21 protein-coding genes and 1 pseudogene are annotated in these 24,180 nt (G+C 60.5%); 9 read left to right on the plus strand and 13 right to left on the minus strand.

Translation table 11 applies throughout. The annotated features are described in order from the left end of the window. Nucleotides 1-143: 143 nt before the first annotated feature. The 6 genes from ACIOMO_RS09005 (at nt 144) to ACIOMO_RS09030 (ending at nt 6,411) form a co-directional block, all read left to right on the plus strand. On the plus strand, nt 144-620 hold the full coding sequence (locus ACIOMO_RS09005) for an RNA polymerase sigma factor (protein WP_218959295.1): 477 nt from the start codon (nt 144-146) through the stop codon (nt 618-620). Further along, nucleotides 617-1,591, plus strand: coding sequence for a FecR domain-containing protein (locus ACIOMO_RS09010; protein ID WP_401240053.1), 975 nt, complete (start codon nt 617-619; stop codon nt 1,589-1,591). The genes ACIOMO_RS09005 and ACIOMO_RS09010 overlap by 4 nt, the downstream gene beginning before the upstream one ends. A 209-nt stretch (nt 1,592-1,800) precedes the next feature. Further along, complete coding sequence (locus ACIOMO_RS09015; protein WP_401240056.1) at nt 1,801-4,227, plus strand: TonB-dependent siderophore receptor; 2,427 nt, start codon at nt 1,801-1,803, stop codon at nt 4,225-4,227. Nucleotides 4,228-4,301: 74 nt separating this feature from the next. Then, entirely contained in the window at nt 4,302-5,432 is a 1,131-nt protein-coding gene (locus ACIOMO_RS09020) for a PepSY-associated TM helix domain-containing protein (RefSeq protein ID WP_401240059.1), read from the plus strand. After that, the gene (locus ACIOMO_RS09025) at nt 5,429-5,608 is read left to right on the plus strand and encodes a hypothetical protein (protein ID WP_159815411.1); all 180 of its coding nucleotides are present in this window, start codon (nt 5,429-5,431) and stop codon (nt 5,606-5,608) included. The genes ACIOMO_RS09020 and ACIOMO_RS09025 overlap by 4 nt, the downstream gene beginning before the upstream one ends. Nucleotides 5,609-5,781: 173 nt before the next feature. Next, entirely contained in the window at nt 5,782-6,411 is a 630-nt protein-coding gene (locus tag ACIOMO_RS09030; protein ID WP_401240061.1) for a glutathione S-transferase, read from the plus strand. A 211-nt stretch (nt 6,412-6,622) separates the two neighbouring features. Here ACIOMO_RS09030 and creD read toward each other — a convergent pair whose 3' ends face one another. From creD to ACIOMO_RS09050, 4 genes are all read right to left on the minus strand, one after another. Further along, nucleotides 6,623-7,990, minus strand: a complete 1,368-nt coding sequence (gene creD, locus ACIOMO_RS09035; RefSeq protein WP_401240064.1) for a cell envelope integrity protein CreD — start codon at nt 7,988-7,990, stop codon at nt 6,623-6,625. Between the two features lie 176 nt (nt 7,991-8,166). Next, nucleotides 8,167-9,585 carry a two-component system sensor histidine kinase CreC gene (gene creC / locus ACIOMO_RS09040; protein WP_401240066.1) on the minus strand — a complete coding sequence of 473 codons (1,419 nt, stop codon included), beginning with the start codon at nt 9,583-9,585 and terminating at the stop codon, nt 8,167-8,169. Next, on the minus strand, nt 9,585-10,265 hold the full coding sequence (gene creB, locus ACIOMO_RS09045; RefSeq protein WP_400648720.1) for a two-component system response regulator CreB: 681 nt from the start codon (nt 10,263-10,265) through the stop codon (nt 9,585-9,587). The genes creC and creB overlap by 1 nt, the downstream gene beginning before the upstream one ends. A gap of 72 nt (nt 10,266-10,337) precedes the next feature. Next, complete coding sequence (locus ACIOMO_RS09050) at nt 10,338-10,841, minus strand: ATP-dependent zinc protease (RefSeq protein ID WP_053124525.1); 504 nt, start codon at nt 10,839-10,841, stop codon at nt 10,338-10,340. A gap of 282 nt (nt 10,842-11,123) precedes the next feature. Here ACIOMO_RS09050 and ACIOMO_RS09055 point away from each other — a divergent pair, with 282 nt between their 5' ends. Next, entirely contained in the window at nt 11,124-12,011 is an 888-nt protein-coding gene (locus ACIOMO_RS09055; RefSeq protein ID WP_282358363.1) for an acyltransferase, read from the plus strand. 1 nt (nt 12,012) lies between these two features. Here ACIOMO_RS09055 and ACIOMO_RS09060 read toward each other — a convergent pair whose 3' ends face one another. Further along, complete coding sequence (locus ACIOMO_RS09060) at nt 12,013-12,570, minus strand: DUF2780 domain-containing protein (protein WP_212545026.1); 558 nt, start codon at nt 12,568-12,570, stop codon at nt 12,013-12,015. A gap of 148 nt (nt 12,571-12,718) precedes the next feature. Between ACIOMO_RS09060 and ACIOMO_RS09065 the strand changes: the two genes are divergently transcribed. Both ACIOMO_RS09065 and ACIOMO_RS09070 read left to right on the plus strand, forming a co-directional pair. Beyond that, a complete protein-coding gene (locus ACIOMO_RS09065; RefSeq protein ID WP_401240071.1) occupies nt 12,719-13,354 on the plus strand; it encodes a sigma-70 family RNA polymerase sigma factor in 636 nt (211 codons plus the stop codon). Further along, nucleotides 13,351-14,025 carry an anti-sigma factor domain-containing protein gene (locus tag ACIOMO_RS09070; RefSeq protein WP_401240074.1) on the plus strand — a complete coding sequence of 225 codons (675 nt, stop codon included), beginning with the start codon at nt 13,351-13,353 and terminating at the stop codon, nt 14,023-14,025. The genes ACIOMO_RS09065 and ACIOMO_RS09070 overlap by 4 nt, the downstream gene beginning before the upstream one ends. A gap of 119 nt (nt 14,026-14,144) precedes the next feature. Here ACIOMO_RS09070 and fdhA read toward each other — a convergent pair whose 3' ends face one another. The 8 genes and pseudogenes from fdhA to ACIOMO_RS09110 all read right to left on the minus strand — a co-directional run bounded on the left by fdhA (nt 14,145) and on the right by ACIOMO_RS09110 (nt 24,178). Then, a complete protein-coding gene (fdhA, locus tag ACIOMO_RS09075) occupies nt 14,145-15,344 on the minus strand; it encodes a formaldehyde dehydrogenase, glutathione-independent (protein WP_008086916.1) in 1,200 nt (399 codons plus the stop codon). A 153-nt stretch (nt 15,345-15,497) separates the two neighbouring features. Then, on the minus strand, nt 15,498-16,355 hold the full coding sequence (gene purU, locus ACIOMO_RS09080) for a formyltetrahydrofolate deformylase (RefSeq protein ID WP_008086918.1): 858 nt from the start codon (nt 16,353-16,355) through the stop codon (nt 15,498-15,500). 217 nt (nt 16,356-16,572) lie between these two features. Next, entirely contained in the window at nt 16,573-17,205 is a 633-nt protein-coding gene (locus tag ACIOMO_RS09085; protein WP_401240077.1) for a sarcosine oxidase subunit gamma, read from the minus strand. 122 nt (nt 17,206-17,327) lie between these two features. Further along, the gene (locus ACIOMO_RS09090) at nt 17,328-20,345 is read right to left on the minus strand and encodes a sarcosine oxidase subunit alpha (protein WP_401240080.1); all 3,018 of its coding nucleotides are present in this window, start codon (nt 20,343-20,345) and stop codon (nt 17,328-17,330) included. Continuing rightward, entirely contained in the window at nt 20,342-20,671 is a 330-nt protein-coding gene (locus ACIOMO_RS09095; protein WP_401240082.1) for a sarcosine oxidase subunit delta, read from the minus strand. Before ACIOMO_RS09095 ends, ACIOMO_RS09090 begins: the two co-directional genes overlap by 4 nt. A 14-nt stretch (nt 20,672-20,685) precedes the next feature. Continuing rightward, nucleotides 20,686-21,936 (minus strand): annotated as a pseudogene (locus tag ACIOMO_RS09100) (sarcosine oxidase subunit beta family protein). 20 nt (nt 21,937-21,956) lie between these two features. Next, entirely contained in the window at nt 21,957-23,210 is a 1,254-nt protein-coding gene (locus ACIOMO_RS09105) for a serine hydroxymethyltransferase (protein WP_008086924.1), read from the minus strand. 257 nt (nt 23,211-23,467) lie between these two features. Continuing rightward, nucleotides 23,468-24,178, minus strand: coding sequence for a TraX family protein (locus ACIOMO_RS09110; RefSeq protein ID WP_401240085.1), 711 nt, complete (start codon nt 24,176-24,178; stop codon nt 23,468-23,470). Nucleotides 24,179-24,180 lie beyond the last annotated feature (2 nt).

Below are 24,180 nucleotides of genomic sequence, written 5' to 3' on the forward strand. Positions count from 1 at the left end.
AAACGTGCCATCTGACCAGTGGCCAATTGCTAACCATTCCCACCTCTGCGAGAATCGCGAACAATTCGCGTTAGTTAATATTTCCCAATCGGTGATATTCGGTGCCTGCAGCCCAAAGCCCTCACAGTGAACTCGTTGGTGCGATGTATCGCGACCATCGCGGTTGGCTATTGACGTGGCTGCGACGCAATGTGGCCTGTCCGCAACGGGCCGAAGATCTGAGTCAGGACACCTTCGTACGCCTGCTCGGTCGTGATGAGTTGCTGACACCCCGCGAACCGCGAGCCTTTCTGGTGGCGATCGCCAAAGGCCTGCTGTTCGATTACTTCCGCCGCGCCGCGCTGGAACAGGCCTACCTCACCGAACTAATGCTGATCCCCGAAGGCGAACAACCGTCGGTGGAAGAACAGCAACTGATCCTCGAAGACCTCAAGGCCATCGACCGCTTGCTCGGCAAACTGTCGACCAAGGCTCGTGCCGCCTTCCTTTATAACCGCCTCGACGGCCTCGGCCACGCCGAGATTGCCGAGAAGCTCGGCGTTTCGGTGCCGCGTGTGCGCCAGTACCTCGCGCAAGGCATTCGTCAGTGCTACATCGCCCTGTACGGTGAGCCGACGTGAGTCCGGCCAGTTCCAGACCGGTTCAGGCACACGTGCTGGACGCGGCGATTGCCTGGCAGTTGACCCTCGACTCCAGCAGTCCGCTGGAGCGCGAAGAATTCGCCAAATGGCACGCGGCCAATGAAGAACACGCCCGGGCCTGGCGCCAGTTGGGCATGCTTGATCAGCGTTTCAGCGTGGCCAAAGGCCCGGCCCGCAGCGCTCTGCTGCAATCCCGGGAAAGCATCCGTCGCCGCGTGCGCAAGTTGGGCAGTGGTCTGGCGAGCGTTGTGGTGGTTGTCGGCGTGGCGTTGTTTGCTGGCGAACGTTATCTGCCGCTGGATTACTGGCTCGCCGATCAGCGCACCGCCACCGGTGAACAGCGCATCGTGCGGCTGTCCGATGGCACCGTGCTCAACCTCAATACCCACAGCGCGGTTGACGTGCGATTCGATGAGAAGCGCCGACTGATCGTTCTGCAGGAGGGCGAAATCCTCGTGGAAACCGGCCACGGCGACGCGCGGCCCTTCATCGTCGAAACCCGTGAAGGCAGCATGCGTGCGCTGGGCACGCGGTTTTTGGTCAAGCGAGAAGACGAAGGCACGCGTCTGAGTGTGTTGCAGTCGGCTGTCGCGGCGCATCCGCAATCGAATCCGCAAGAGCAGATCCTCCACGAAGGCCAGCAGGTGTTCATGCGCAGTGATGGGCTCGACGCGATCGTCGCCCTCAACCCCGGCGCCGATGCCTGGACGCGCGGCATGTTGGTGGTCGACAACGCACGGCTGGGCGATCTGGTGCATGAGCTTGGGCGTTATCGTCGCGGGCATCTGGGTGTGGCGCCGGAAGTGGCGGATTTGCGAATTACTGGCAGCTTTCCGCTGCATGACACCGATAAGGCTTTGAGCGCGCTGCTGCCGACGTTGCCGGTGCAGATTGAGCAGCACACGCCTTATTGGGTGACCGTCGCGAAGGCAGATTCCAAGCCTGAGTGATGGGCTAGCACAACCACCGCTTTCGCGAGCAGGCTCGCTCCCACAGGAGAACGCATTCCAAATGTGGGAGCGAGCCTGCTCGCGAATGGCGTCGTCCGCCACAACGCTACTTCCCGCAAATCGAAATTATTTTCATCCAGCCCTATCACTTTTTGATTTTCATCCGGCAAGCAGGCAATTGAGAAATATTTCCATTCAGGAGCCGCCGTATGTCCCGTTCGCTAGACACCTTGTTGCGCCCCAGTCTGCTGGCCGTCGCCATTGCCCTCAGCACCCCGCTGATCAGCAGCCCGTTGCTCGCCGCTGAACAAGCGTCCAGCGTTCGCGCTTACAACCTGCCGGCGGCGCCTCTGTCGACCACCCTGAACCAGATCGCCAGCCAGGGCGGCCTCGCGCTGTCGCTGAACCCTTCATTGGCGGCGGGCAAGACTTCGGCGCCGGTCAAAGGCCAGTACGACGCGGCCGGCGCGCTGCGTGCAGCCTTGAGCGGCACCGGTCTGCAACTGGAACAAAGCACTTCCGGCACTTACAGCCTGGTCGCCGTACCTGAAGGTGTGATGGCCCTGCCGGAAACCGCGATCATCGGCGTGGAAAATCTGGAAACCGCGTGGAGCCCGGTCGAAGGCTACACCGCCACCCGCACCGCCGCCGGCACCAAGACCGACACCGCGCTGGTCGAAGCGCCGCGCTCGATCTCGGTGGCGACCCGTCAGCAAATGGACGACCGCAGCGTGCACAGCCTCGACGACGCCGTGCGCTACATGCCGGGCATCACCGCCAGCAGTTTCGGCAGTGACACCCGCGCCGACTGGTTGCGTGTACGCGGTTTTGAACCGACCCAGTTCCTCGACGGCTTGCCGCTGCCAAAAGGCGTGTACGCCAACCCGAAACAGGAAACCTGGAACCTCGACCGCCTCGCCCTGCTGCGCGGCCCAGCGTCGTCGGTGTACGGCCAGACGCCTCCGGGCGGCTTGCTGGACATGGTCAGCCGCCGTCCAAGTGCCGAAGCCAGCAGCGAAATTCAGCTGCAATACGGCAGCGACAACCATCGCCAGATCAACTTCGCCAGCACCGGCAAGATCGATGAGGCTGGTCAGTTTCTCTACAGTCTCAGCGGCGTCGTGCGCGACAGCGGCACCCAAATCGACCACGTCGACAACAAGCGTTACAACATCGCGCCGAGCGTGACCTGGAACATCGACGACGATACCAAGTTCACCCTGCTGACCCAGTTCACCCGCGACGATACCGGCATCACCAGCCAGTTCCTGCCGATTCAGGGCACCAAGATCGACATGCCGTTCGGTGACGTTTCTCACCACAAGAACCTTGGCGATCCGGATTGGGAATATTACGACCGCACTTACTACGCGCTGGGTTATGCCTTTGAACATCGTCTGAACGATGTGTGGCAGTTCAAGCAGAACTTGCGTTATACCAAGTCCGATCTGGCATTCCAGGCGCTGACTCCAGGCTCTTATCCGTTCACGATGGTGGATGATCAAGGCAACGTCGGTCGCACTTCCACGGTTGTCGATGAGGACATCAGCCAGTTCGCCGTGGACAACAATTTCCAGGCTGACTTCGCTACCGGCGATATCCGCCACACCCTGCTGCTGGGCCTGGATCACCAGCGCAGCAACACCAATTACACCTCGATTTTCGGCGATGGCTTGACCACCAACGTCGTCAATCCGATCTACGGGCAACCGATCGTACGTCCACCGCGCTCTACCGCGTTTTATGACTACGACCAGAAGACCTACCAGACCGGCCTGTACGTGCAGGATCAAATGGCTCTCGACCAGTGGCGTCTGACCCTCGGTGGCCGTGAAGACTGGGTACACACCAGCACCCAGTTCATCAACAAGGGCGATGCCACCAACACGCAGCGCGACAAAAACTTCAGCGGCAACGCGGCAATCAGCTATGTCTTCGATTCGGGCTTTGTGCCGTACCTGTCGTACGCCGAGTCCTTCCAGCCAACCGCTGGTGCCGACGCGACGTCCACCGATTCGCTCAAGCCAACCGAAGGCAAGCAGTGGGAACTGGGCATCAAGTACCAACCACCGGGCAGCAAAACCCTGCTCAGCGCGGCGGTGTATGACCTGACCCAGAAGAACGTTTCGGTCAACAGCATCGTCAACAACGTGAACATCACCAGCCAGACCGGCGAAGTGAAAGTCAAAGGCCTGGAACTGGAAGCCGTTTCGGACGTGACCGATAACCTCAAGGTCATCGCCGCCTACACCCTGGCCAAGTCCGAAGTGCAGAAAGGCGTCGACAAGGGCAACCGTCTGCAACTGATGCCGAACCAGCAAGCCTCGCTGTGGACTGACTACACCTGGCACACCGGCGTGCTCGACGGTTTCGGCGTGGGTGCTGGCGTGCGTTACACCGGCAACACCTACGGCGACAAAGGCAACACTTGGCTGGGCAAGGCGGATGCCTATACCGTGTTCGACGCGAGCGTGCATTACGACCTCGGCCGTCTCGACAACAGCCTCAAAGGCGCGTCGCTGGCACTGAATGCGACCAACCTGTTCGACAAGGACTACATTTCCACCTGCGACGGTTTCTATTGCTACTACGGCGATCAACGCAGCGTCGTCGCCAGCGCCACTTACAAGTGGTAAGCGACTGAGCTGAAACAGGCCCTGTTACCAGGCCGTCCCTCGTGGACGGCTTTGGTGTTTTTGAAGGTCATGAAATGAAAAGTAAAACAATTCGTCGCTGGTCGTTTATCCACACCTGGACCAGCCTGATCTGCACCGTGTTTTTGCTGATGCTGGCATTGACCGGTTTGCCGTTGATTTTCAGCCATGAAATCGATCATCTGCTGGGCAATGCCCCCGAGTTGCGAGAGATGCCGGCCGACACGCCGCAACTCAACCTGCAACAACTGGTGGATGCCGCGCAGAAACATCGGCCGGGCGAGGTCATGCAGTACTTCGGTTACGACGACGAAGAGCCAAACGCTGCGTTTGCGATCATGGCAAAAACCGCCGGCACCGAACCGAACTCCTCGCACACCTTCATGCTCGATGCGCGCAGCGGTGAAGCACTGGAAACCCCTTCGGCCAACGGCGGTTTGATGCTGTTTATCCTGCGCCTGCACGTCGACATGTTTGCCGGGTTGCCGGGCAAACTGCTGCTGGCGTTCATGGGTTTATTGTTTGTCGTGGCGATAGTTTCGGGCACGGTGTTGTACTTGCCGTTCATGCGTCGGCTGAAGTTCGGCACGGTGCGTCAGGACAAATCCACGCGGCTGCGCTGGCTCGACCTGCATAACCTGATTGGCGTGGTGACGCTGACCTGGGCCTTGGTCGTCGGCGTGACTGGCGTGATCAGTGCCTGCGCCGATCTGCTGATCGCCGCATGGCGCAACGAGGCCCTGACCGCTTTGATCGAGCCCTATCGCGACGCGCCACCGCTGACACAACTGGCGCCCGCCAAGCGTTTGCTCGACATTGCCGGCGAAGCTGCGCCGGGCATGAAACCGGATTTCATTGCCTTCCCCGGCACACGCTTCTCCAGCGAACACCATTACTCGGTGTTCATGAAGGGTGGCACGCACCTGACTTCGCATCTGCTGACGCCGGTGCTGATCGACGCCACCACGCTGAAGGTCACCGCGGTGGCGGAACGACCGTGGTACATGGACGCGATGGGCATGTCGCAACCGCTGCACTTTGGTGACTACGGCGGCATGCCGATGAAGATCCTTTGGGCCACGCTCGATGTGCTGACCATCATCGTTCTCGGCAGCGGCGTGTATCTGTGGGTGGTGCGGCGCAAGGCTGCCAAACCTGTGCTGGAAACGGCGGAGGCGACGGTATGAAGCCGCGTCAGTCGAATTTCTGGAAAGTCTTCAGCACGCCGTTGGTGATTGGTCTTCTGAGTGCGGCGGGACTGTTTGCGGCGTTGCTGGGGGACGGGATCTGGGATGCGCTGAGCTGGGTCGGGCTAGGTGTGCCGGCCTTCCTGGCCCTTAAAGGATTACTGCTGCGAAGCTAAACAACCTGTGGGAGCGAGCCTGCTCGCGAAAGCGCTCTAACACTCAACATCAACGTTGACTGGATCGACGCCTTCGCGAGCAGGCTCGCTCCCACATTGGTTTTGCGCTGGGCTTGAGGCGGCGGCGTTACGCGCTATGCTGCCCGTTCACCATTCTGATCGAGACCCTGCCAATGTCCACCCCCAGCATGACCCTGTACCACAACACCCTCTCCCCGTTCGTGCGCAAAGTAATGGTCTTGCTCCACGAAACCGGTCAGCAGGATCGCGTTGCCCTGCAAGACTGCGTGCTCTCCCCGGTCAGCCCGAGCGCCGAGCTCAATGCCGACAACCCGCTAGGAAAAATCCCGGCCCTGCGCCTGGCCGACGGCACGGTCATCCATGACAGCCGCGTGATCCTCGAATACCTCGACCACCAGCACGTCGGCAACCCGCTGATCCCGCGCGAAGGCTCGGCCCGCTGGCGCCGTCTGACCCTCGCCTCGCTGGCCGACGGGATCATGGACGCCTCGGTGATGGTGCGTTACGAACAAGTCCTGCGCGCCCCGGAAAAACACTGGGATGAATGGCTCGAGGCGCAACGCGAGAAGATCCGTCGTGCGCTGAATCTGTTGGAGCACGATGCGATTGCCGAGCTGACCAGCCACTTCGATGTGGCCGCGATCAGCGTGGCCAGTGCGCTGGGTTACCTGGATCTGCGCTTCCCCGACCTGGGCTGGCGCGAGGCTAATCCGCAACTGGCTAACTGGTTTTTTGAAGTGAGTCAGCGACCGTCCATGATTGCGACGATGCCCAAGCCTTAGTTTTTGGGTGCCTGCTCCGGCCTCTTCGCGAGCAGGCTCACTCCCACAGTTGATTTGTGTTGTTCATGCCATGGTTGCAGCAACAAAAATTCAATGTGGGAGCGAGCCTGCTCGCGAATGCACCACCTCGGTTCCACAGGCAGAAATCCAATAATCCGCGTCACTAACCCATCCTTCCACAGCTGATCCTCACGCAACCCCAGCGACCGGCTCATTCCACCACCCCGATATCAAACTCCAACGGTTTGGCCGGCTTCTGCCCGATCCCGTACCAATCCAGTTTGCGCGTCAGCACCATAAACACACCGAGCAAGCCGAACAGCAGCAACGAGCCCATCAACAGCGCGTAATCCTCCGCGCTCAACAGCCCATAAAGCAGCCCATACAACGCCGCCAACCCCGCCGAAAAACTCAAGCCATGGTGCACGCTGCGCAGCACGTGGCAGACGTAAAAGCCGATCAGCAACACACAAGCACTGGCCGACAGCAAATACGCCAGGGCAAAACCGATGTGCTCCGACAGCGACAGCAGCAACAGATAGAAAAACGCCAACGCGACACCGACCAACGCGTATTGCACCGGGTGCACCGCGAGACTTTTCAGTACTTCGAAGAGAAAGAAACCGGCGAACGTCAGGACGATAAACAGCAACGCATATTTGATCGCCCGATCACTCTTCAGGTACTGATCCACCGGGTCGATGAAACTCACGCCAAAGCTGCGGCTGTTGAATGCCTCGCAATCGCCCCTCACACAGCGATGCATTGCTTCCTGCAGGTTGGTGGAGAAAAACGAGGTCTGCCAATCGGCCGTGAAACCCTGATCATTGATCTCGCGTTTGGCCGGCAGGAAGTTACCGATGAAGCTCGGATGCGGCCAATTCGCGCCGAGGCTGACACTGCTGGTCTTGCCCACCGGCAGCACGCGCAACGAACCGGTGCCCTGCAGTTGCAGATCGAAGGCGAACGCCAGCTCGGTGGTTTTGCTGGTATCCAGCGTCGGCAGCGTGACTCGTACACCCTCGCCGAGCCAGGCCACTTCCGTGCCCGGAACAAAGTCCAGACGCTGACCATCAAGTTCAAGTTTCAGGGCGTTTTCGATGCCGCGAATGTCGCTGATGCCGACGGCGAGAAACGGCGCGTCAAACTGGTAGTCCGCGAAATCTTCCTTGATGCCCAACTGCGCCGGCAGTGAGAAATGGCCATTGATACGGTTGTCGGCATGGAACAGTCGCGCCTCGTAGATCCCGCGTTTACGCAGTTCGGTCTGCACCTGGCCGTCCAGCTCAAAACGCTCGGGCAGAAAGTACAAACGCCCGCGCTCTTCGCCGATTTCCTGGTAACGCTTATTGGTTTTTTCGTTGGTTTTCCACGTGCGCACCACTTTGCGATACGGCACCACCATTACCGGGCCGCTGACCTGCTGGCTGTAACTGGAACTGCGGGCGATGTCTTCGAGCACGCCGTCGCGCAGCTGTTGGCGCTCGTCGATGACGCCGTCGATCATCAACAGCGGGATCAGCAATAGCAGGATCAGCAGCGCGATGGCGCCGAGCTTGATGGTCAGATTCTTGTTCATGGGACTCTCCCTGTTTTGATGGGGGGAGTCTGGGGATGGGGTGTGGGGGTTTTGTGGGGGGAATGTGGAGATTGTGTGGAGACTTCAATGCCCCCATCGCGAGCAGGCTCACTCCTACAGTTGATCGCATTCCAATCTGTAGGAGTGAGCCTGCTCGCGATGGCCGCGCCTCGGTCTCAAGACAAGCGCAATGTCACCTCAACGCCGCCCTCAACGTTGCGAATGCTCATCGAACCACCATGCAACTTCACCACTTCTTCAACAAAATTAAGCCCAAGCCCCGTGCTCTTGCGGCCACTGTCCGGGCGCGGCAGCGAGTAAAAACGCTCGGTCAATCGCGGCAGCGCGTAACCGGGAATCGCCGCTGTTTCATTGAACAAACGAAATTCAATCTGCTCATCAACCCGCTCGGCACTGAAACGCAAAAGCCCATGCTTCGGGGTGAAATCCAGCGCATTCTCCAACAGATTACCCAGCGCCTGACGCAACAGAAACGGCTCGCCCATCAACAACAGATCCGCCGCAATCGTCTGCTCGATTCGCAACTGCTTGCCTTCAATTCGCGCTGCCTGGGCTTGCAACAACTCATCCACCAACACCGCCAACGGCACCGCCACCCGCTCTTCCAGGCCTTGCCGTTGTTCGACCTGCGCCAGGTTCAACAACCGCTCGATCAGCTGCTGCATCCGCGCACTTTCGCTGTCGATGTTGCCGACAAAGCGCAGGCGCTGGATCGGCGGCATGTCGCCTTGCAGCAATTCCGCCGCGCCACGAATCGCCGCCAACGGACTTTTCAGTTCATGGGTCAACGTATGCACGTAACGCTCGACGTAGGCCTTGCCTTCCAGTTGCGTGCGCATCTGTTCCACGGCGGTGGCGAGCTGCTCCAGTTCGCCACCGCGATAGTGCGGCACCTCCACGCGGCGCCCTTCGCTGACGGCTTGGGCATAACCGGTCAAGCGATGCAGCGCACGACTCAGCCACCACGACAGCAGCGCGCCAAACAACAGGCCGAGGCCGATCAAACCGGCGCCGTAAAACAGCAAACGTCGCTCGGTGCGATCAACGTAAGGCTGCAATGAGCTGTTGGGTTTGGCCACGGTGACCACGCCGATGATCTTGCCGTTATCGCGGATCGGCGCGCCGACATGCATCACCGACGAGCTCGCGTCGTTCGGATCGCTGCGGGTCGAACGCGCGCCGTATTCTCCGCGCAAGGTCAGGTAGACGTCGTTCCAGCGCGAGTAATCCTGACCCACCGCAACGCCGCTGGAATCGAGCACAACGATGCCTTTGGCGTCGGTCACATAGATACGGTGATTGACCTGATTTTTCGGCAAGCCCCAGATCGTCGCTTGCGGCTGGCGATCACCATAAGCGCGGAGCAATTCGGGCCAGCGATTTTCGCTGAGGGTGCCGGCCTTGAAATCGTCACGAAGTATTTCCGCCATCAAATTCGCGGTATCAACGAGGGTTTCTTCGGTGGACTGGCGCACGCCGGGGCGAATTTCTTCCATCACCGTGTTGAGCACGAAATAACCGGTCAGGCCGATAAACAGCACGTACACCAGAAAAATCCGCAGCCCCAACGACATCAGCTGTGCCCCGGGCTGTAGCTGTAACCGAGGCCGCGATGGGTCTGGATCGGTTCGGCTTCGGCGCGCACCAGCCGCAGTTTGGCGCGCACGCTTTTGATATGGCTGTCGATGCTGCGTTCGTAACCGGCATCGGCCGCGACGCCCAGCGCATCGAGCAATTGCTCGCGGCTGAACACCCGTTCGGGTTGTTCGAGCAGGCATTGCAGCAGACGGAATTCGTGGCGGGTCAGGCTTAACGTCTGGCCGCGATAGATGATTTGTACGCGTTCGGGGTCGATACGAAACAGCGCCGAAGTGGCTTCAATCGGCGGACGCGGCGCCATGCGTTTGAGGATCGCTTTGACCCGCGCCGCCACTTCCCGAGGGCTGAACGGCTTGACCACGTAGTCGTCGGCACCAATCTCCAGCCCGACCACACGATCAATCTCGGCATCGCGAGCGCTGAGGAACAGCACCGGCACTTCGCTGAAACGTCGCAGCTGTTTGCAGGTCTCGAAGCCGCTGATGTCCGGCAGGCCGATGTCGAGGATGATCAGATCGGCCGGCGTCTGCCGCTGATGTTCCAGCGCCGCCGCGCCGAGGCTCAGCCACGTGGTGGCGAACCCCTCGCCTTGCAGGGCGAAAATCAGCGTGTCGGCAATCGCCGCTTCGTCTTCGACAATCAGGATATGAGGCATGGCATCCGAGCCCGTGGTTGAGTGCGCGAACGGTGCCCCAAGCCTGACGTCACGTCAATGAGACCACTTGGCTCAGCAGTCAGGTTTGTCAGCGGTGAAGCGACGTGCCGGGTTTACCGCAGCGCCGAATTCACGCAAGGCTTTAGCACCGATCAGCAACGGGTAATTGAAGTTGCTGCGGTCGGTCAGGTTGACCTCAACGGTACGCTTGACGTCGCCCAGGCACAGCTCCAGATCGACCACCGGGCGTTTGGCGACTTCGGTGCTTTCACCCTCGTCCTCTTCGTCCGAACGGCTTTTGATTTTGCTGATCCGCGCGACTTTGTGTTCGTAGACTTTGTTGCTGGCGTCTTTGGTGCCGAGGCGGAAACGCACCCAGTCTTCGCCGTCGCGGGTGAAGGTTTCGATGTCCTTGGCCGACAGCGAGGCGGTCAGCGCGCCGGTGTCCATCTTGGCCTTGAGCACTTCACCGCCGATTTCCGGCAGCGCGATGTATTCGTAGCGCCCGTACAGGGTCGGCTCGGCGGCCATGACCGGCAGGGCGACGAGGGCAAACAGTGCAAGGAGGGATTTCACGTAAGGGGCTTCCTTGGAAAATGAGGGCGGCAGACGCGAGATTTTAGACACCCGGTAAGTAATTCGTTCGTCATGAAATCGCTTTCGCGAGCAGGCTCGCTCCCACATTTTGAAATGCATTCCCCTGTGGGAGCGAGCCTGCTCGCGAAGAGGCCAGCACATTCAGCACACATCTAGCCTTCAGCATACCGCCCCAAAAGTGAAACATTCGTCAGCGCCGATTTGGCCTGCCGCGCGAAGCTGCTTATCATGACGCGCCCAACCCACGTCATAGAGTTGCTTATGCGCCGCCTGCTCACCGGCTGTTTCGTCACCCTGCTGCTGTTGCTCAACACCCTGATCCTGATCGGGCCGTTGCTGGTGTTTGCCCTGCTAAAACTGGTCGCGCCGGGCCGTTGGCGCGACTACGCGTCGGGGGCGGTGATGTGGATTGCCGAGACTTGGGCCGAAATCGACAAGCTGATTTTCCGCCTGTGCATCCCCACCCAATGGGACATTCGCGGCGGCGAAGGTTTGCGCGGCGACACGTCGTATCTGGTGATCAGCAACCACCAATCGTGGGTCGACATTCCGGCGCTGATCCAGACACTGAACCGGCGCACGCCATTCTTCAAATTCTTCCTCAAGAAAGAACTGATCTGGGTACCGTTTCTGGGACTGGCGTGGTGGGCGCTGGATTACCCGTTCATGAAGCGCTACACCAAGGCGTTTCTGGCGAAGAACCCGGAGCTGGCGGGCAAGGATCTGGAAATCACCAAACAGGCCTGCGAGCTGTTCAAGCGTCAGCCGGTAACCGTGGTGAATTATCTGGAAGGCACGCGCTACACGGCGGCGAAAAGCGCCGAACAGCAATCACCGTTCAGCCATTTGCTCAAGCCCAAGGCCGGCGGCGTGGCGTTTGTGTTGGCGGCGATGGGTGAACAGCTGGATGCGATCCTCGATGTGACGGTGGTTTATCCACAGGCACGGATTCCAGGATTCTGGGATTTGATCAGCGGCAACGTGCCGAGAGTCATCATCGACATCAAGACCCGCGAACTCGACCCGGCGCTGTGGCAGGGCGATTACGAAAATGATCCGGCGTTTCGCCAGACCGTCCAGAGCTGGGTCAACCAGCTCTGGAACGAGAAGGATCAGCGCATCGCCGAACTGCGCGACGAGCGGCGCTGACTCAGCTACCGGTGCCGACGCCCCAGATGCTGCCCAGGCTGGTCAGCAGCGAACCGCCAACGCCTTGGTCACCCAGGTACTTGAGCAGCACCGGGGCAAACTGGCCGACCATGCCGCTGTCCATGCCCAACGCACCAAACGCGTTGTTCAGGTCATTGGTGTCCTTGACGTTACCCAAGGCATTTTCCAGACCGGCGGATTTGCCGGACTGACCCAGCAACCCGCTCAACGCCGCCAGGTTGCCGCTACCGCCCGACAGCTTGTCGATGCCCGGCACTTCTTTGGCCAACTGCGAATAATCAGTGCTGCTCAATTGGTTCTTGGCGAGACCCAACATGGCGCTGGTGCCGCCGACGGCTTGTTGTGGCGTAACCCCCAGACCGGTGACGGCTTGCAGCAAACCGGCCGTTTCCGAGGTCGGCGCTGCGGCAGTGGCAGCGTTGCCGCCCTGCATGCTGGCAGCGGCCTTGGTGACGTCGTCCAGACTGAAACCGGCAAACGCCGGGCTCGCCGCCAGGGTCATGAGTGATGCCAAGGCAAAACCGCGTGAAATCTTCATTCAGACATCCTCTTGCGCTGTGAAAACTACCCGTCAATGGGCAGCGAAACTGCCGGTTTGACCGAGGATACGCCGGCATGTTCCGGTGCAGAGCATCCATTTTCCCCCGTCTCACGTATATGAATCGTGAAACCCTGGAATTGTCGCGATGAATGGCACAACCGCTGTCGCTGAACTAGCCTGTGAACAGCCCGAGTCTAGCCCTCGTCGCCCATCCATTGCCTGGAGAGTCGTTATTTCCGCCGCCGAGACCGATCAGCTAAGGCAGCTGTTGGCCCAGTGTTCACTGGGTGATCGGCGCGCCTTCGAAACCTTGTACCGCAGCGTCGGCCCGCGCCTGCACGGCGTGGCCCTGCGTTTCATGGGTCGCGCGGATCTGGCCGAAGAAGTGTTGCAGGAAGCCTTCGTACGGATCTGGAACAACGCCTCGCGCTACGAATCGCATCTGTCGGCGCCGATGACCTGGATGATCAACATCACCCGCAATCAGGCCATCGACCAGTTGCGCAAACACCGCGACCGGCCGCTGACCGACCTCGAACAGGACGCCCTGCAGGACGAAAGCCCCTCGGCCCACGATCAATTGAGCAGCGCCCGTGAGGCTCACGCACTCAACCGCTGCCTGGAAACCCTCGAAGGCATGCAGCGCCAATCGATCACCGTCGCCTACTTTCACGGCTTGTCCTGCTCGGAACTCGCCGAGCATTTGGCCGCGCCGCTGGGCTCGGTGAAGTCGTGGATCCGCCGAGGCATGGAACGCCTGCGCCGGTGCCTTGAATCATGAACTACCAGACCCCTGCCCTGCGCCGCGCGCTCGCAGCCGATTACGCGATCGGTCTGATGTCGGCGCCTGCGCGGCGACGGTTTGAGCAGTTGCTGCTGGACGACGCGGCGTTGCGAGCGGAAGTGGCGCAATGGCAGGAAACGCTGGTGAGCCTTACCGAATCCCTGCCGGAACATCCGGTGCCCGATCGCGTGTGGCAAGGCATCACCGCGCGCATCGAACCGCAAGTGCTGCATGTGCCCGAGAAGCGTCCGTTCTGGAACTGGCTTCGCGCTATGGCGGCGGTCTGTTCAATTGTTGTGCTGGTGTTCCTCGGTTCGCTGTACAACCGTGATGATGCTCGGTACACCGCGACGCTGTTGACGGCCAGTGCGCAACCGGCGCTGAAAGTTGAGGCGCATGAGGATTATTTGCTGGTCGAGCCGCTGACGCTGGCGGCGGTTGATGCGGATCGCAGTCTGGAACTGTGGGCAATTCCCGCCGATGGCAAACCGATTTCGCTGGGGGTGATTCCGGCGGGGGGTAAAGGCAAGGTTGAGTTGAGCGAGGCGCAGAAGGTTTTGATCGGGCAGCCGATTGCGTTGGCGGTGAGTCTGGAGCCTAAGGGTGGTTCGCCGACCGGGCAGCCGACGGGGCCGGTGCTGTATCAAGGGGCCTTGGCGGCACTCTGACTGCATAAGATCAAAAGATCGCAGCCTTCGGCAGCTCCTACACGGATCAATGTAGGAGCTGCCGAAGGCTGCGATCTTTTGATCTAAAAAAAGGCGACCCGAAAGTCGCCCTTTTTTACTTACGCCGCACTGAACAACTTATGCGGATCAATCACAAACTTCTTCGGCACGCCCGCATCGAACTCGCCATACCCTTCCGGCGCCTGATCCAGACTGATCACCTGCACACCCACCACTTCGGCGATGTTGATGCGATCCCACATGATCGCCTGCATCAACTGGCGGTTGTACTTCATCACTGGGGTCTGGCCGGTGTGGAAGCTGTGCGACTTGGCCCAGCCCAGACCGAAGCGAATGCTCAGGCTGCCCATTTTTGCAGCGGCGTCCACAGCACCCGGATCCTCGGTGACGTACAGGCCCGGGATACCGATTTTGCCCGCTACGCGCACCACGCCCATCAGCGAGTTGAGCACGGTGGCCGGGGCTTCCGATTTCGCGCCGTCGTGGCCGTGGCCGCGGGCTTCGAAGCCGACGCAGTCCACCGCGCAGTCGACTTCCGGCTCGCCGAGCAGCGCGGCGATCTGTTCGTGCAGCGGTGCATCTTTCGACAGGTCGACGATTTCAAAACCTTGCGCCTTGGCGTGGGCCAAACGGATGGTATTGACGTCGCCGATGATCACCACCGCAGCGCCCAACAGACGTGCGGAAGCGGCAGCGGCCAGACCGACCGGGCCAGCGCCGGCAATGTACACGGTACTGCCCGGGCCAACGCCGGCAGTGACCGCGCCGTGGTAACCGGTCGGGAGGATGTCGGAGAGGCAGGTCAGGTCGCGGATTTTCTCCATGGCCTTGTCGCGATCCGGCAGTTTCAGCAGGTTGAAGTCGGCGTACGGCACCAGCACGTATTCGGCCTGGCCACCGGTCCAGTCGCCCATGTCGACATAACCGTAAGCGCCGCCGGCACGGGCCGGGTTGACGGTCAGGCAGACACCGGTGTGTTGCTCCTTGCAGGAACGGCAGCGCCCGCAGGCAACGTTGAACGGTACGGAGACCAGATCACCGATTTTCAGGTTTTCGACGTCGGAGCCTTTTTCGATCACCTCGCCGGTGATCTCGTGGCCCAGCACCAGACCGGTCTGCGCCGTGGTACGGCCGCGCACCATGTGTTGGTCGGAGCCGCAGATGTTGGTGGAAACCACTTTGAGAATGACCCCGTGCTCGATCTTGCGACCGCGCGGGTCCTGCATTTTCGGATAGTCGATTTTCTGTACTTCGACCTTGCCCGCGCCGAGATACACCACACCACGATTGCCAGACATGCTTTCACCTCGCTGTTGTTTTTATGGAACCGCGTTGCCCAGGCAGGCAGCGCGTTAAGTGCTCGGTAAATCAAAAGATCGCAGCCTTCGGCAGCTCCTACATGAATCGCACCCTCCTGTAGGAGCTGCCGAAGGCTGCGATCTTTTAGCGATCTAAAGAACGACCGTACGATTGGCGTTGAGAAACACCCTCCGCTCAATGTGATACCCCACTGCTCGCGCCAGTGTCAGGCCTTCAATATCGCGCCCCTTGGCAATCAGATCCTCAGGGTAATGACTGTGATCCACTGCCTCGACGCCCTGGGCAATGATCGGCCCTTCATCCAGATCGTTATTGATGTAATGCGCCGTCGCGCCGACCAGTTTCACGCCCTTGTTATAAGCCTGGTGATACGGCTTGGCGCCCTTGAAACCGGGCAGCAGCGAGTGATGAATGTTGATCGCCTTGCCATCGAGCTTGCGGCACAACTCCGGCGACAGCACCTGCATGTAGCGGGCGAGAATCACCAGTTCAGCGCCGGACTCTTCGATCACCTGCCACACCTGACGCTCCTGCGACGGCTTGTCGTTGGGGTCGAGGGGGAAATGGTAGTAGGGAATCTGGTGCCAGTCGGCCAGCGGCTTGAGGTCAGGGTGATTGGAGACCACCGCCGCGACGTCCATCGACAATTGGCCGATGCGCTGGCGGTAGAGCAAGTCGTTGAGACAGTGATCGGCCTTAGAAACCATGATCACTACTTTTGGCCGGTAGTTCGGCGCGGTCAGTTCGAAGATCATGCCGAAGGCCTGGCCGCGTTCAGCGAGACCGGCGCGGAAGGATTGCTCGTCGAAGCCGTCGGGCTGACGGAATTCCACGCGAATGAAAAAGCGCCCGGAGAGGCGGTCATCGAACGAATGGTGCTCGGTGACGTAGCAACCCTGCTCGAACAGAAAACGCGTGACCGCGTCCACGGTGCCGAGGACGCTGGGGCAGTCGGCGGTCAGAATCCATGTGTCTGGGGCGCGGCTCATGGTGCGGTGACTCCTGTTCTTGTGCGGGGTGTCAGGTTTTTCCCTCACCCTAGCCCTCTCCCAGAGGGAGAGGGGACTGACCGAGGTGTTCTTTCGAGCTACGCCGACCTGAAAATCTGAAGGTGAATGCAGATCGCAAAAACACCCGAGATCGGCTCCCTTTCCCCCTCTCCCCCCTGGGGGAGAGGGCTGGGGTGAGGGGGTGGCTCTTGATCTATCAGGCCTGGACGCTGAGGCCGTACTCAGCCGATGCATCCTGCAACCACAACCACCAGTAATCCGAAAAACTGCGACGAATGAGCAATTCCCAAGTGTCCTCAGCCGTATGCCGAATCATCAGCTGCGACTTGGCGAACACCGTGCCGACCGCTTTACCCACCGGAAAACTGTTCGGGTGCACGTCGTAGCTGGTCGACTTCATCAGCACCTGACGCACGTTCGGCCCGCTCAGTTCGAGCACTTGCTGGCCGCCGCTGACGTTGACGATCGCAACGTGCAGATCGCCCAGCGCTTCACGCAGTTTCTGTTCGGCGGCGAACTCTTCACCGCTAGGCACGATCAGCAGCCACTCGTCCGGGCCCATCCATTGCAGGCTGGTTTCGCCTTTGACGATGACGCTCAGCGCGCCGGGCAGTTCGATGCCCAGGGCCTTGTGGACACCGGCGGCGAACGCGGCATCGTGGCCATCGCCACGAATGGTCAGGTGGCCGAGGAGTTTCTTTTCACGCACGATCACGCCGGCGTTTTTGCGGCCCTTGCCGACCAGGCTGGCGAGGTCGGCATGGTGCAGCGACGACTCGGCCTTGGCCCCGGTGGTTGGGCGTTGTTGGTACACGTTGGCTGTGGTCATAAAGCACCTTCCTGAATTCTGTGATGAATCTACTGACGCCTTCGCGAGCAAGCCCGCTCCCACATTTGGAATGCATTCCCCTGTGGGAGCGGGCTTGCTCGCGAAGGCCGCGACTCGGTCTGTCAGATGTTCTGCCGATCACCCTTCGGATCGAAGAACACCGAAGAAACAATTTCCGCCTCGATCACGCTGCCATCGGCCAGCGGTGCAAACACCCGCTCACCGAGACGCTTCAGACCGCCCTTGACCACACCCATGGCAAACGAATAACCGAGGGAGTTGTGCGCGTAACTGGAGGTCACGTGGCCGACCATGGTCATCGGAATCGCCTGTTTGGTGTTGAACACCAACTGCGCACCTTCCGGCAGCCACACGTTCGGATCGATCGGCTTCAGACCGACCAGTTGCTTACGCTGATCTTTCACGCAGTCTTCACGGTTCATGCCACGCTGGCCGATCCACGAGAACGGTTTGGTGCGACCCACGCACCAGCCCATGTTCAAGTCGTCCGGGGTCATCGAACCGTCAGTGTCCTGACCAACGATGATGAAACCCTTCTCGGCACGCAGAACGTGCATGGTTTCAGTGCCGTACGGGGTCAGGTTGTACTGCTTGCCGGCCTCGACGATTTTCTCCAGCACGCCCATCGCATAGTCGGCCTGCACGTTGACTTCGTACGACAGCTCACCGGTGAACGAGATGCGGAAGACCCGCGCCGGCACGCCGCCGACCAGACCTTCTTTCCAGGTCATGAACGGGAACGCTTCGTTGCTCAGATCAATGTCGGTCACGGCGCTGAGCAGCTGGCGGCTGTTCGGCCCGGACAGGGTCATGGTCGCCCAGTGGTCGGTGACGGAGGTGAAGTAAACCTTCATGTCCGGCCATTCGGTCTGGTGGTAAAGCTCCAGCCATTGCAGTACGCGAGCCGCGCCGCCGGTGGTGGTGGTCATGACGAAATGGTTGTCGGCCAGACACGCCGTGACACCGTCGTCGAAGACCATGCCGTCTTCTTTGCACATCAGACCGTAGCGAGCCTTGCCCACGTCGAGCTTGGTCCAGGCGTTGGTGTACACGCGGTTAAGAAACTCGCGGGCATCCGGGCCTTGAATGTCGATCTTGCCGAGGGTCGAGGCGTCGAGCAGGCCGACGCTGTCGCGCACGGCTTTGCATTCGCGCTTCACCGCGGTGTGCAGGTCTTCACCGTTTTTCGGGAAGTACCATGGGCGTTTCCACTGACCGACGTCTTCAAACTCGGCGCCGTTCTTCACATGCCAGGCGTGCAGCGCGGTGTGACGCACCGGCTCGAAGATGTGCCCACAGTGACGACCGGCCACGGCGCCGAAAGTCACCGGCGTGTAGTTCGGGCGGAACATCGTGGTGCCCATCTGCGGGATGGTCACGTTCAGCGAACGGGCGGCGATGGCCAGACCGTTGACGTTGCCGAGCTTGCCCTGATCGGTGCCGAAGCCCAGCGCGGTGTAGCGTTTGACGTGCTCGACCGACTCGAAACCTTCGCGAGTTGCCAGCTCAATCGCTGCAGCGGTGACGTCGTTCTGCAGGTCGACGAATTGCTTCGGCGCCCGTGCGGTGTTCTTTTCATGCGGCACCTGAAACAGCGCCAGCGTCGGTTCTTCATGACGGCTGAGGGCTTTCGGCAAGGTGCCTTCGACCGCAGCGAAACCGGCTTCACTGGCAGCGCGCACGCCACCTTCAAAACCGTCAGCCAGCGAATCGCCGAGACCGTAAACACCGTTGATACCACCGACGCACACACGCTTCTGCGGTGCTTCGCCCGGTACGAAACCGAGGATGTCTTCACGCCAGGTCGGCTTGCCACCGAGGTGCGAAGCCAAGTGGACGATAGGGCTGTAACCGCCGGAACTGGCAACCACATCGCAATCGAGCCACTCGCCCGGACTGGTCACGGCGTGCGCTTTGACATCGATCGCAGCAACGCGAGCAGCGGTGACGCGCTTGCTGCCACGGGCCTCGATCACGGCACTGCCAGTGAGAATCCGAATGCCTTTGGCACGCGCCTCTTCCACCAGCGCACCACGCGGATTGCTGCGCGCATCGGCGATGGCGACCACTTGCAGACTGGCATCGAGCCAGTCCAGCGCCACGCGATAGGCGTGATCGTTGTTGGTCGACAGCACCAGTTTCTTGCCCGGCGCCACGCCATAACGGCGCACGTAAGTCGACACCGCACCGGCAAGCATGTTGCCCGGCACATCGTTGTTGCCGTAAACCAGCGGACGCTCGCAGGCACCGGTCGCCAGCACGACACGCTTGGCGCGAACCCGGTGAATACGCTGGCGCACCTGGCCAATTGGCGCGCGGTCACCGAGGTGATCGGTAAGGCGTTCGTGAATGGTCAGGAAGTTGTGGTCGTGGTAACCGTTGACCGTGGCGCGCGGCAACAGCAGCACGTCCGGGGTGTTCTTCAATTCGGTGATGACGCTGGCGACCCATTCCATCGCCGGTTTGCCGTCGAGGCTTTCACGCGAGTCGAGCAGACTGCCACCGAACTCCTCCTGCTCATCGGCCAGAATCACTCGGGCACCGCTGCGCGCAGCGGCCAAGGCAGCGGCGAGACCGGCCGGGCCAGCGCCGACGATCAGCACGTCGCAATGCTGGTTCATGTAGTCGTAGGTGTCCGGATCGACTTCGGTCGGCGAGCGGCCAAGACCGGCAGCCTTGCGAATGTACTTCTCGTAGGTCATCCAGAACGATTGCGGGTACATGAAGGTTTTGTAGTAGAAACCCGGCGGCATCAGCTTGCCGCCGACCTTGCCGAGAATGCCCATCATGTCATTGTTGACGCTCGGCCAGCCGTTGGTGCTGGTCGCGACCAGACCTTGATACAGCGCCTGTTGCGTGGCGCGCACGTTGGGGATCTGCGTGGCTTCGGTCGCGCCGATCTGCAGCACCGCATTCGGCTCTTCGGCACCGGCAGCAAAGATGCCGCGAGGACGCGAATACTTGAAGCTGCGGCCGATGATGTCGACGCCGTTGGCGATCAGCGCGGCGGCCAGCGAGTCACCCTCGAAGCCTTTGTAGCTCTGACCGTTGAAGGTGAAGCTCAGCACTTTGTTGCGGTCGATCCGTCCACCGTTGGACAGGCGATTGGTCTGGCTCATACCTTCTCTCCCAGCGCCGTCGTGGCTGTTTTCGCCGTATCAGTCTTGTCGGTGAATTGCGGCTTGGTGCCGATCTTGTAGGTTTCGAGAATCTCGTAAGTCACGGTATCGCGGGTGACGTTGAAGTACTGGCGGCAACCGGCGACGTGATCCCACAGTTCGTGGTGCAGACCGCGCGGGTTGTCGCGGAAGAACATGTAGTCGCCCCACTCCTCGTCGGTGCAGGCGCCAGGGTCGAGCGGGCGCGGAATGTGCGCCTGACCGGATGCGTGGAATTCCTCTTCGGAGCGCAGTTCGCCGCAGTGAGGACAGAAGATATGCAACATGGGGATTTCTCCTGTTAGTGGGCAACCGCAGCAGCGCCGTGTTCATCGATCAACGCACCGTTGTGGAAACGGTCGATGGAGAAAGGTGCGGCCAACGGGTGCATTTCACCCTTGGCCAGACTCGCGGCAAACACGTTGCCCGAGCCAGGCGTTGCCTTGAAGCCACCGGTGCCCCAACCGCAGTTGAAGAACATGTTCGGTACCGGGGTTTTCGAAATGATCGGGCAAGCGTCCGGGGTGGTGTCGACGATGCCGCCCCACTGGCGGTTCATGCGTACGCGGGACAACACCGGGAACATCTCGACGATGGCCTGAATGGTGTGCTCGATCACCGGGTACGAACCGCGCTGGCCGTAGCCGTTGTAGCCGTCGATACCGGCGCCGATCACCAGGTCGCCCTAGTCGGACGGGCTGATGTAACCGTGCACGGCGTTGGACATGATCACGCTGTCGATAATCGGCTTGATCGGCTCGGACACCAGCGCTTGCAGCGGGTGGGATTCGATCGGCAGACGGAAACCGGCGAGTTTGGCCATGTGCCCGGAGTTACCAGCGGTGACCACGCCAACACGTTTGGCGCCGATAAAACCCTTGTTGGTTTCAACGCCGATGCACACGCCGTTTTCCTTGCGGAAGCCGATCACTTCGGTCTGCTGGATCAAGTCCACGCCCAAGGCGTCGGCGGCACGGGCAAAGCCCCAGGCCACGGCGTCGTGACGGGCGACGCCGCCGCGACGCTGAACGGTCGCACCCATCACCGGGTAGCGGGTGTTTTTCGAGCAGTCGAGGTACGGAATCTCGTCAGCCACTTGCTTGGCGTTGAGCAGCTCGCCATCGACGCCGTTGAGGCGGTTGGCGCTGACCCGACGCTCGGAATCACGAATGTCCTGCAGGGTGTGGCACAGGTTGTAGACACCACGCTGGGAGAACATCACGTTGTAGTTGAGATCCTGCGACAGGCCTTCCCACAATTTCATCGCATGTTCGTAGAGGTGCGCCGACTCGTCCCACAGGTAGTTGGAGCGGACGATGGTGGTGTTGCGCGCGGTGTTACCGCCGCCCAGCCAGCCCTTCTCGACCACGGCAACATTGGTGATGCCGTGCTCTTTGGCCAGATAGTAAGCAGTCGCCAGACCGTGCCCGCCGCCGCCGACGATGACCACGTCGTAGACCTTTTTCGGCGTCGGTGTGCGCCACATGCGCTGCCAGTTTTCGTGGTGGCTGAGGGAGTGTTTGAAGAGGCCGAAGCCCGAATAGCGTTGCATAGTCAGTTACTCCAGAACACTCAGCGATAAACCGGGAAGTCTGCGCACAGGGCCGACACTTGCTGGGCAACATTGGCCTCGACATCGGCATCACCGAGGTTGTCGAGGATGTCGCAGATCCAGCCAGCCAACACTTCGCACTGGGTCACCTTGAAACCGCGCGTAGTGACGGCCGGGGTGCCGATGCGCAGGCCCGAGGTCACGAACGGCGATTGCGGATCGTTCGGCACCGCGTTCTTGTTGACGGTGATGTGTGCACGGCCAAGGGCGGCGTCGGCGTCTTTACCGGTCAGGCCCTGACGGATCAGGCTGACCAGGAACAAATGGTTGTCGGTACCGCCGGACACTACATCGTAGCCACGTTTGATAAACACGCTGGCCATCGCCTGAGCGTTGTCGATCACTTGTTGCTGATAAGCCTTGAAGCCTGGCTCCAACGCTTCCTTGAAGCACACGGCTTTACCGGCGATGACGTGCATCAGCGGGCCGCCCTGAGCGCCGGGGAACACGGCAGCGTTGAGCTTCTTCTCGATCTCTTCGTTGGACTTGGCCAGGATCAAGCCGCCACGTGGGCCGCGCAGGGTTTTGTGGGTGGTGGTGGTGACCACGTCAGCGTACGGCAGCGGGTTCGGGTACAGACCCGCGGCAACCAGACCGGCGACGTGGGCCATGTCGACGAACAGCAGCGCGCCGACCTTGTCAGCGATCTGACGGAAGCGCGGGAAGTCGAGGGTCTTCGAGTAAGCGGAGAAACCGGCGACGATCATTTTCGGCTTGGATTCGACGGCGAGACGCTCGACTTCGTCGTAATCGATCAGCCCGGTGTCGGTGTTGATGCCGTACTGCACAGCGTTGTAGAGCTTGCCCGAGGACGACACTTTGGCGCCGTGGGTCAGGTGACCGCCGTGGGCCAGGCTCATGCCGAGAATGGTGTCGCCCGGCTGGATCAGCGCGAGGTAGACGGCGCTGTTGGCCGACGAACCGGAGTGCGGCTGGACGTTGGCGTAATCGGCGCCGAAAAGTTGCTTGGCGCGTTCGATGGCCAGTGCTTCGACTTTATCGACGTGCTCACAACCGCCGTAGTAGCGCTTGCCCGGATAGCCTTCGGCGTATTTGTTGGTGAGGCCGCTGCCTTGCGCTTCCATCACGCGTTTGCTGGTGTAGTTCTCTGACGCGATCAGCTCGATGTGATCTTCCTGACGTTGCTCCTCGGCATTCATCGCCGCCAGCAGTGCATCGTCGTAACCCTGGATCTGGTCTTGCTTGCTGAACATCGCGTCTCTCCCAGCGGCATCTGTGCGCCATTCGTCTCGGTAAGGCACCGGCAATCACGGCAGTGCCCTTTGATGCCGATGGTATGACCGGCGCAGACAGCTCAAATGCCTGCGGACGCCACGCAAAGGTGCGTTTACGACATGGCTGGAAATGACCCAAAGAATGCATCCCCCTGTAGGAGCTGCCGAAGGCTGCGATCTTTTGACTTTGATTTTCAAGATCAAAAGATCGCAGCCTTCGGCAGCTCCTACCGGGGTTAGGCGAGCAACTGGCGGACGGCGAGCAATAGGAGGAAATGCGCGGGATAAAGGGCGTAAGCCCAGCGACGCATTGGCGGTGGCTGCAGATGTCGCACATGTCGCAACAGGAACATTCCGAGCACTGGCGCAAACAGACACGCGGCAATCCCAAGAATGGCCACGCTACTGCCAAACCTCGCCGACTCATACAGCACCTGCCACTGATTGGCCGCCAGACATACCAATCCCGGCAACAGGCTGAAATACCACGGCCGACGAAACACCAGCAGCATCGCCAGCGGCAACAAAACACCGAAGAACCCGAACATCAGCCGCTCCGGGAAAACCATCGCCAGCACCAGTGCAGCAACACCGAGCAATCGCGACATCACCGATGGATCCTGCCACCCCCGCGCCACCAGCAGCCCCAACGCCAGCGTCGGCATCACATTCAACGTATCCGGCTCCGGAATGTACAACCGATACGGAATCTCACTCACCGCACTGAACAGCAACAACCACCCCAGATAGCGCCACTCCATCTTCCGCGAACCATCACGGGAAAGATTCGCCGCCATCGCCAGGCAAAACCATGGAAACGCCAGCCGCCCCGGCACGTACAGCCAATCGGCGGAGAACCCGACATATCGCAGGTGATCGAGCAACATGCTCAGCAGCGCCAGCCACTTGAGCAGATCCAGCGCGCCGTCGCGTTTTCTCAGGTGCATAA

Origin of the sequence: Pseudomonas sp. NPDC087804, from assembly GCF_044742965.1 — a bacterium.
In the GTDB taxonomy this organism is placed as follows: Bacteria; Pseudomonadota; Gammaproteobacteria; order Pseudomonadales; family Pseudomonadaceae; genus Aquipseudomonas; species Aquipseudomonas rustica.

Excerpts from the sequence above, each read along its gene's own strand:
- ACIOMO_RS09065 (WP_401240071.1), top strand. The coding sequence starts at position 12,719 with ATGAATGGCACAACCGCTGTCGCTGAACTAGCCTGTGAACAGCCCGAG.
- fdhA (WP_008086916.1), bottom strand. The coding sequence starts at position 15,344 with ATGTCTGGCAATCGTGGTGTGGTGTATCTCGGCGCGGGCAAGGTCGAA.
- ACIOMO_RS09055 (WP_282358363.1), top strand. The coding sequence starts at position 11,124 with ATGCGCCGCCTGCTCACCGGCTGTTTCGTCACCCTGCTGCTGTTGCTC.
- ACIOMO_RS09090 (WP_401240080.1), bottom strand. The coding sequence starts at position 20,345 with ATGAGCCAGACCAATCGCCTGTCCAACGGTGGACGGATCGACCGCAAC.
- ACIOMO_RS09005 (WP_218959295.1), top strand. The coding sequence starts at position 144 with ATGTATCGCGACCATCGCGGTTGGCTATTGACGTGGCTGCGACGCAAT.
- ACIOMO_RS09085 (WP_401240077.1), bottom strand. The coding sequence starts at position 17,205 with ATGACCACAGCCAACGTGTACCAACAACGCCCAACCACCGGGGCCAAG.
- creB (WP_400648720.1), bottom strand. The coding sequence starts at position 10,265 with ATGCCTCATATCCTGATTGTCGAAGACGAAGCGGCGATTGCCGACACG.
- creC (WP_401240066.1), bottom strand. The coding sequence starts at position 9,585 with ATGTCGTTGGGGCTGCGGATTTTTCTGGTGTACGTGCTGTTTATCGGC.
- ACIOMO_RS09095 (WP_401240082.1), bottom strand. The coding sequence starts at position 20,671 with ATGTTGCATATCTTCTGTCCTCACTGCGGCGAACTGCGCTCCGAAGAG.
- ACIOMO_RS09030 (WP_401240061.1), top strand. The coding sequence starts at position 5,782 with ATGTCCACCCCCAGCATGACCCTGTACCACAACACCCTCTCCCCGTTC.
- ACIOMO_RS09015 (WP_401240056.1), top strand. The coding sequence starts at position 1,801 with ATGTCCCGTTCGCTAGACACCTTGTTGCGCCCCAGTCTGCTGGCCGTC.
- ACIOMO_RS09105 (WP_008086924.1), bottom strand. The coding sequence starts at position 23,210 with ATGTTCAGCAAGCAAGACCAGATCCAGGGTTACGACGATGCACTGCTG.
- ACIOMO_RS09060 (WP_212545026.1), bottom strand. The coding sequence starts at position 12,570 with ATGAAGATTTCACGCGGTTTTGCCTTGGCATCACTCATGACCCTGGCG.
- purU (WP_008086918.1), bottom strand. The coding sequence starts at position 16,355 with ATGAGCCGCGCCCCAGACACATGGATTCTGACCGCCGACTGCCCCAGC.
- creD (WP_401240064.1), bottom strand. The coding sequence starts at position 7,990 with ATGAACAAGAATCTGACCATCAAGCTCGGCGCCATCGCGCTGCTGATC.
- ACIOMO_RS09025 (WP_159815411.1), top strand. The coding sequence starts at position 5,429 with ATGAAGCCGCGTCAGTCGAATTTCTGGAAAGTCTTCAGCACGCCGTTG.
- ACIOMO_RS09110 (WP_401240085.1), bottom strand. The coding sequence starts at position 24,178 with ATGCACCTGAGAAAACGCGACGGCGCGCTGGATCTGCTCAAGTGGCTG.
- ACIOMO_RS09020 (WP_401240059.1), top strand. The coding sequence starts at position 4,302 with ATGAAAAGTAAAACAATTCGTCGCTGGTCGTTTATCCACACCTGGACC.
- ACIOMO_RS09070 (WP_401240074.1), top strand. The coding sequence starts at position 13,351 with ATGAACTACCAGACCCCTGCCCTGCGCCGCGCGCTCGCAGCCGATTAC.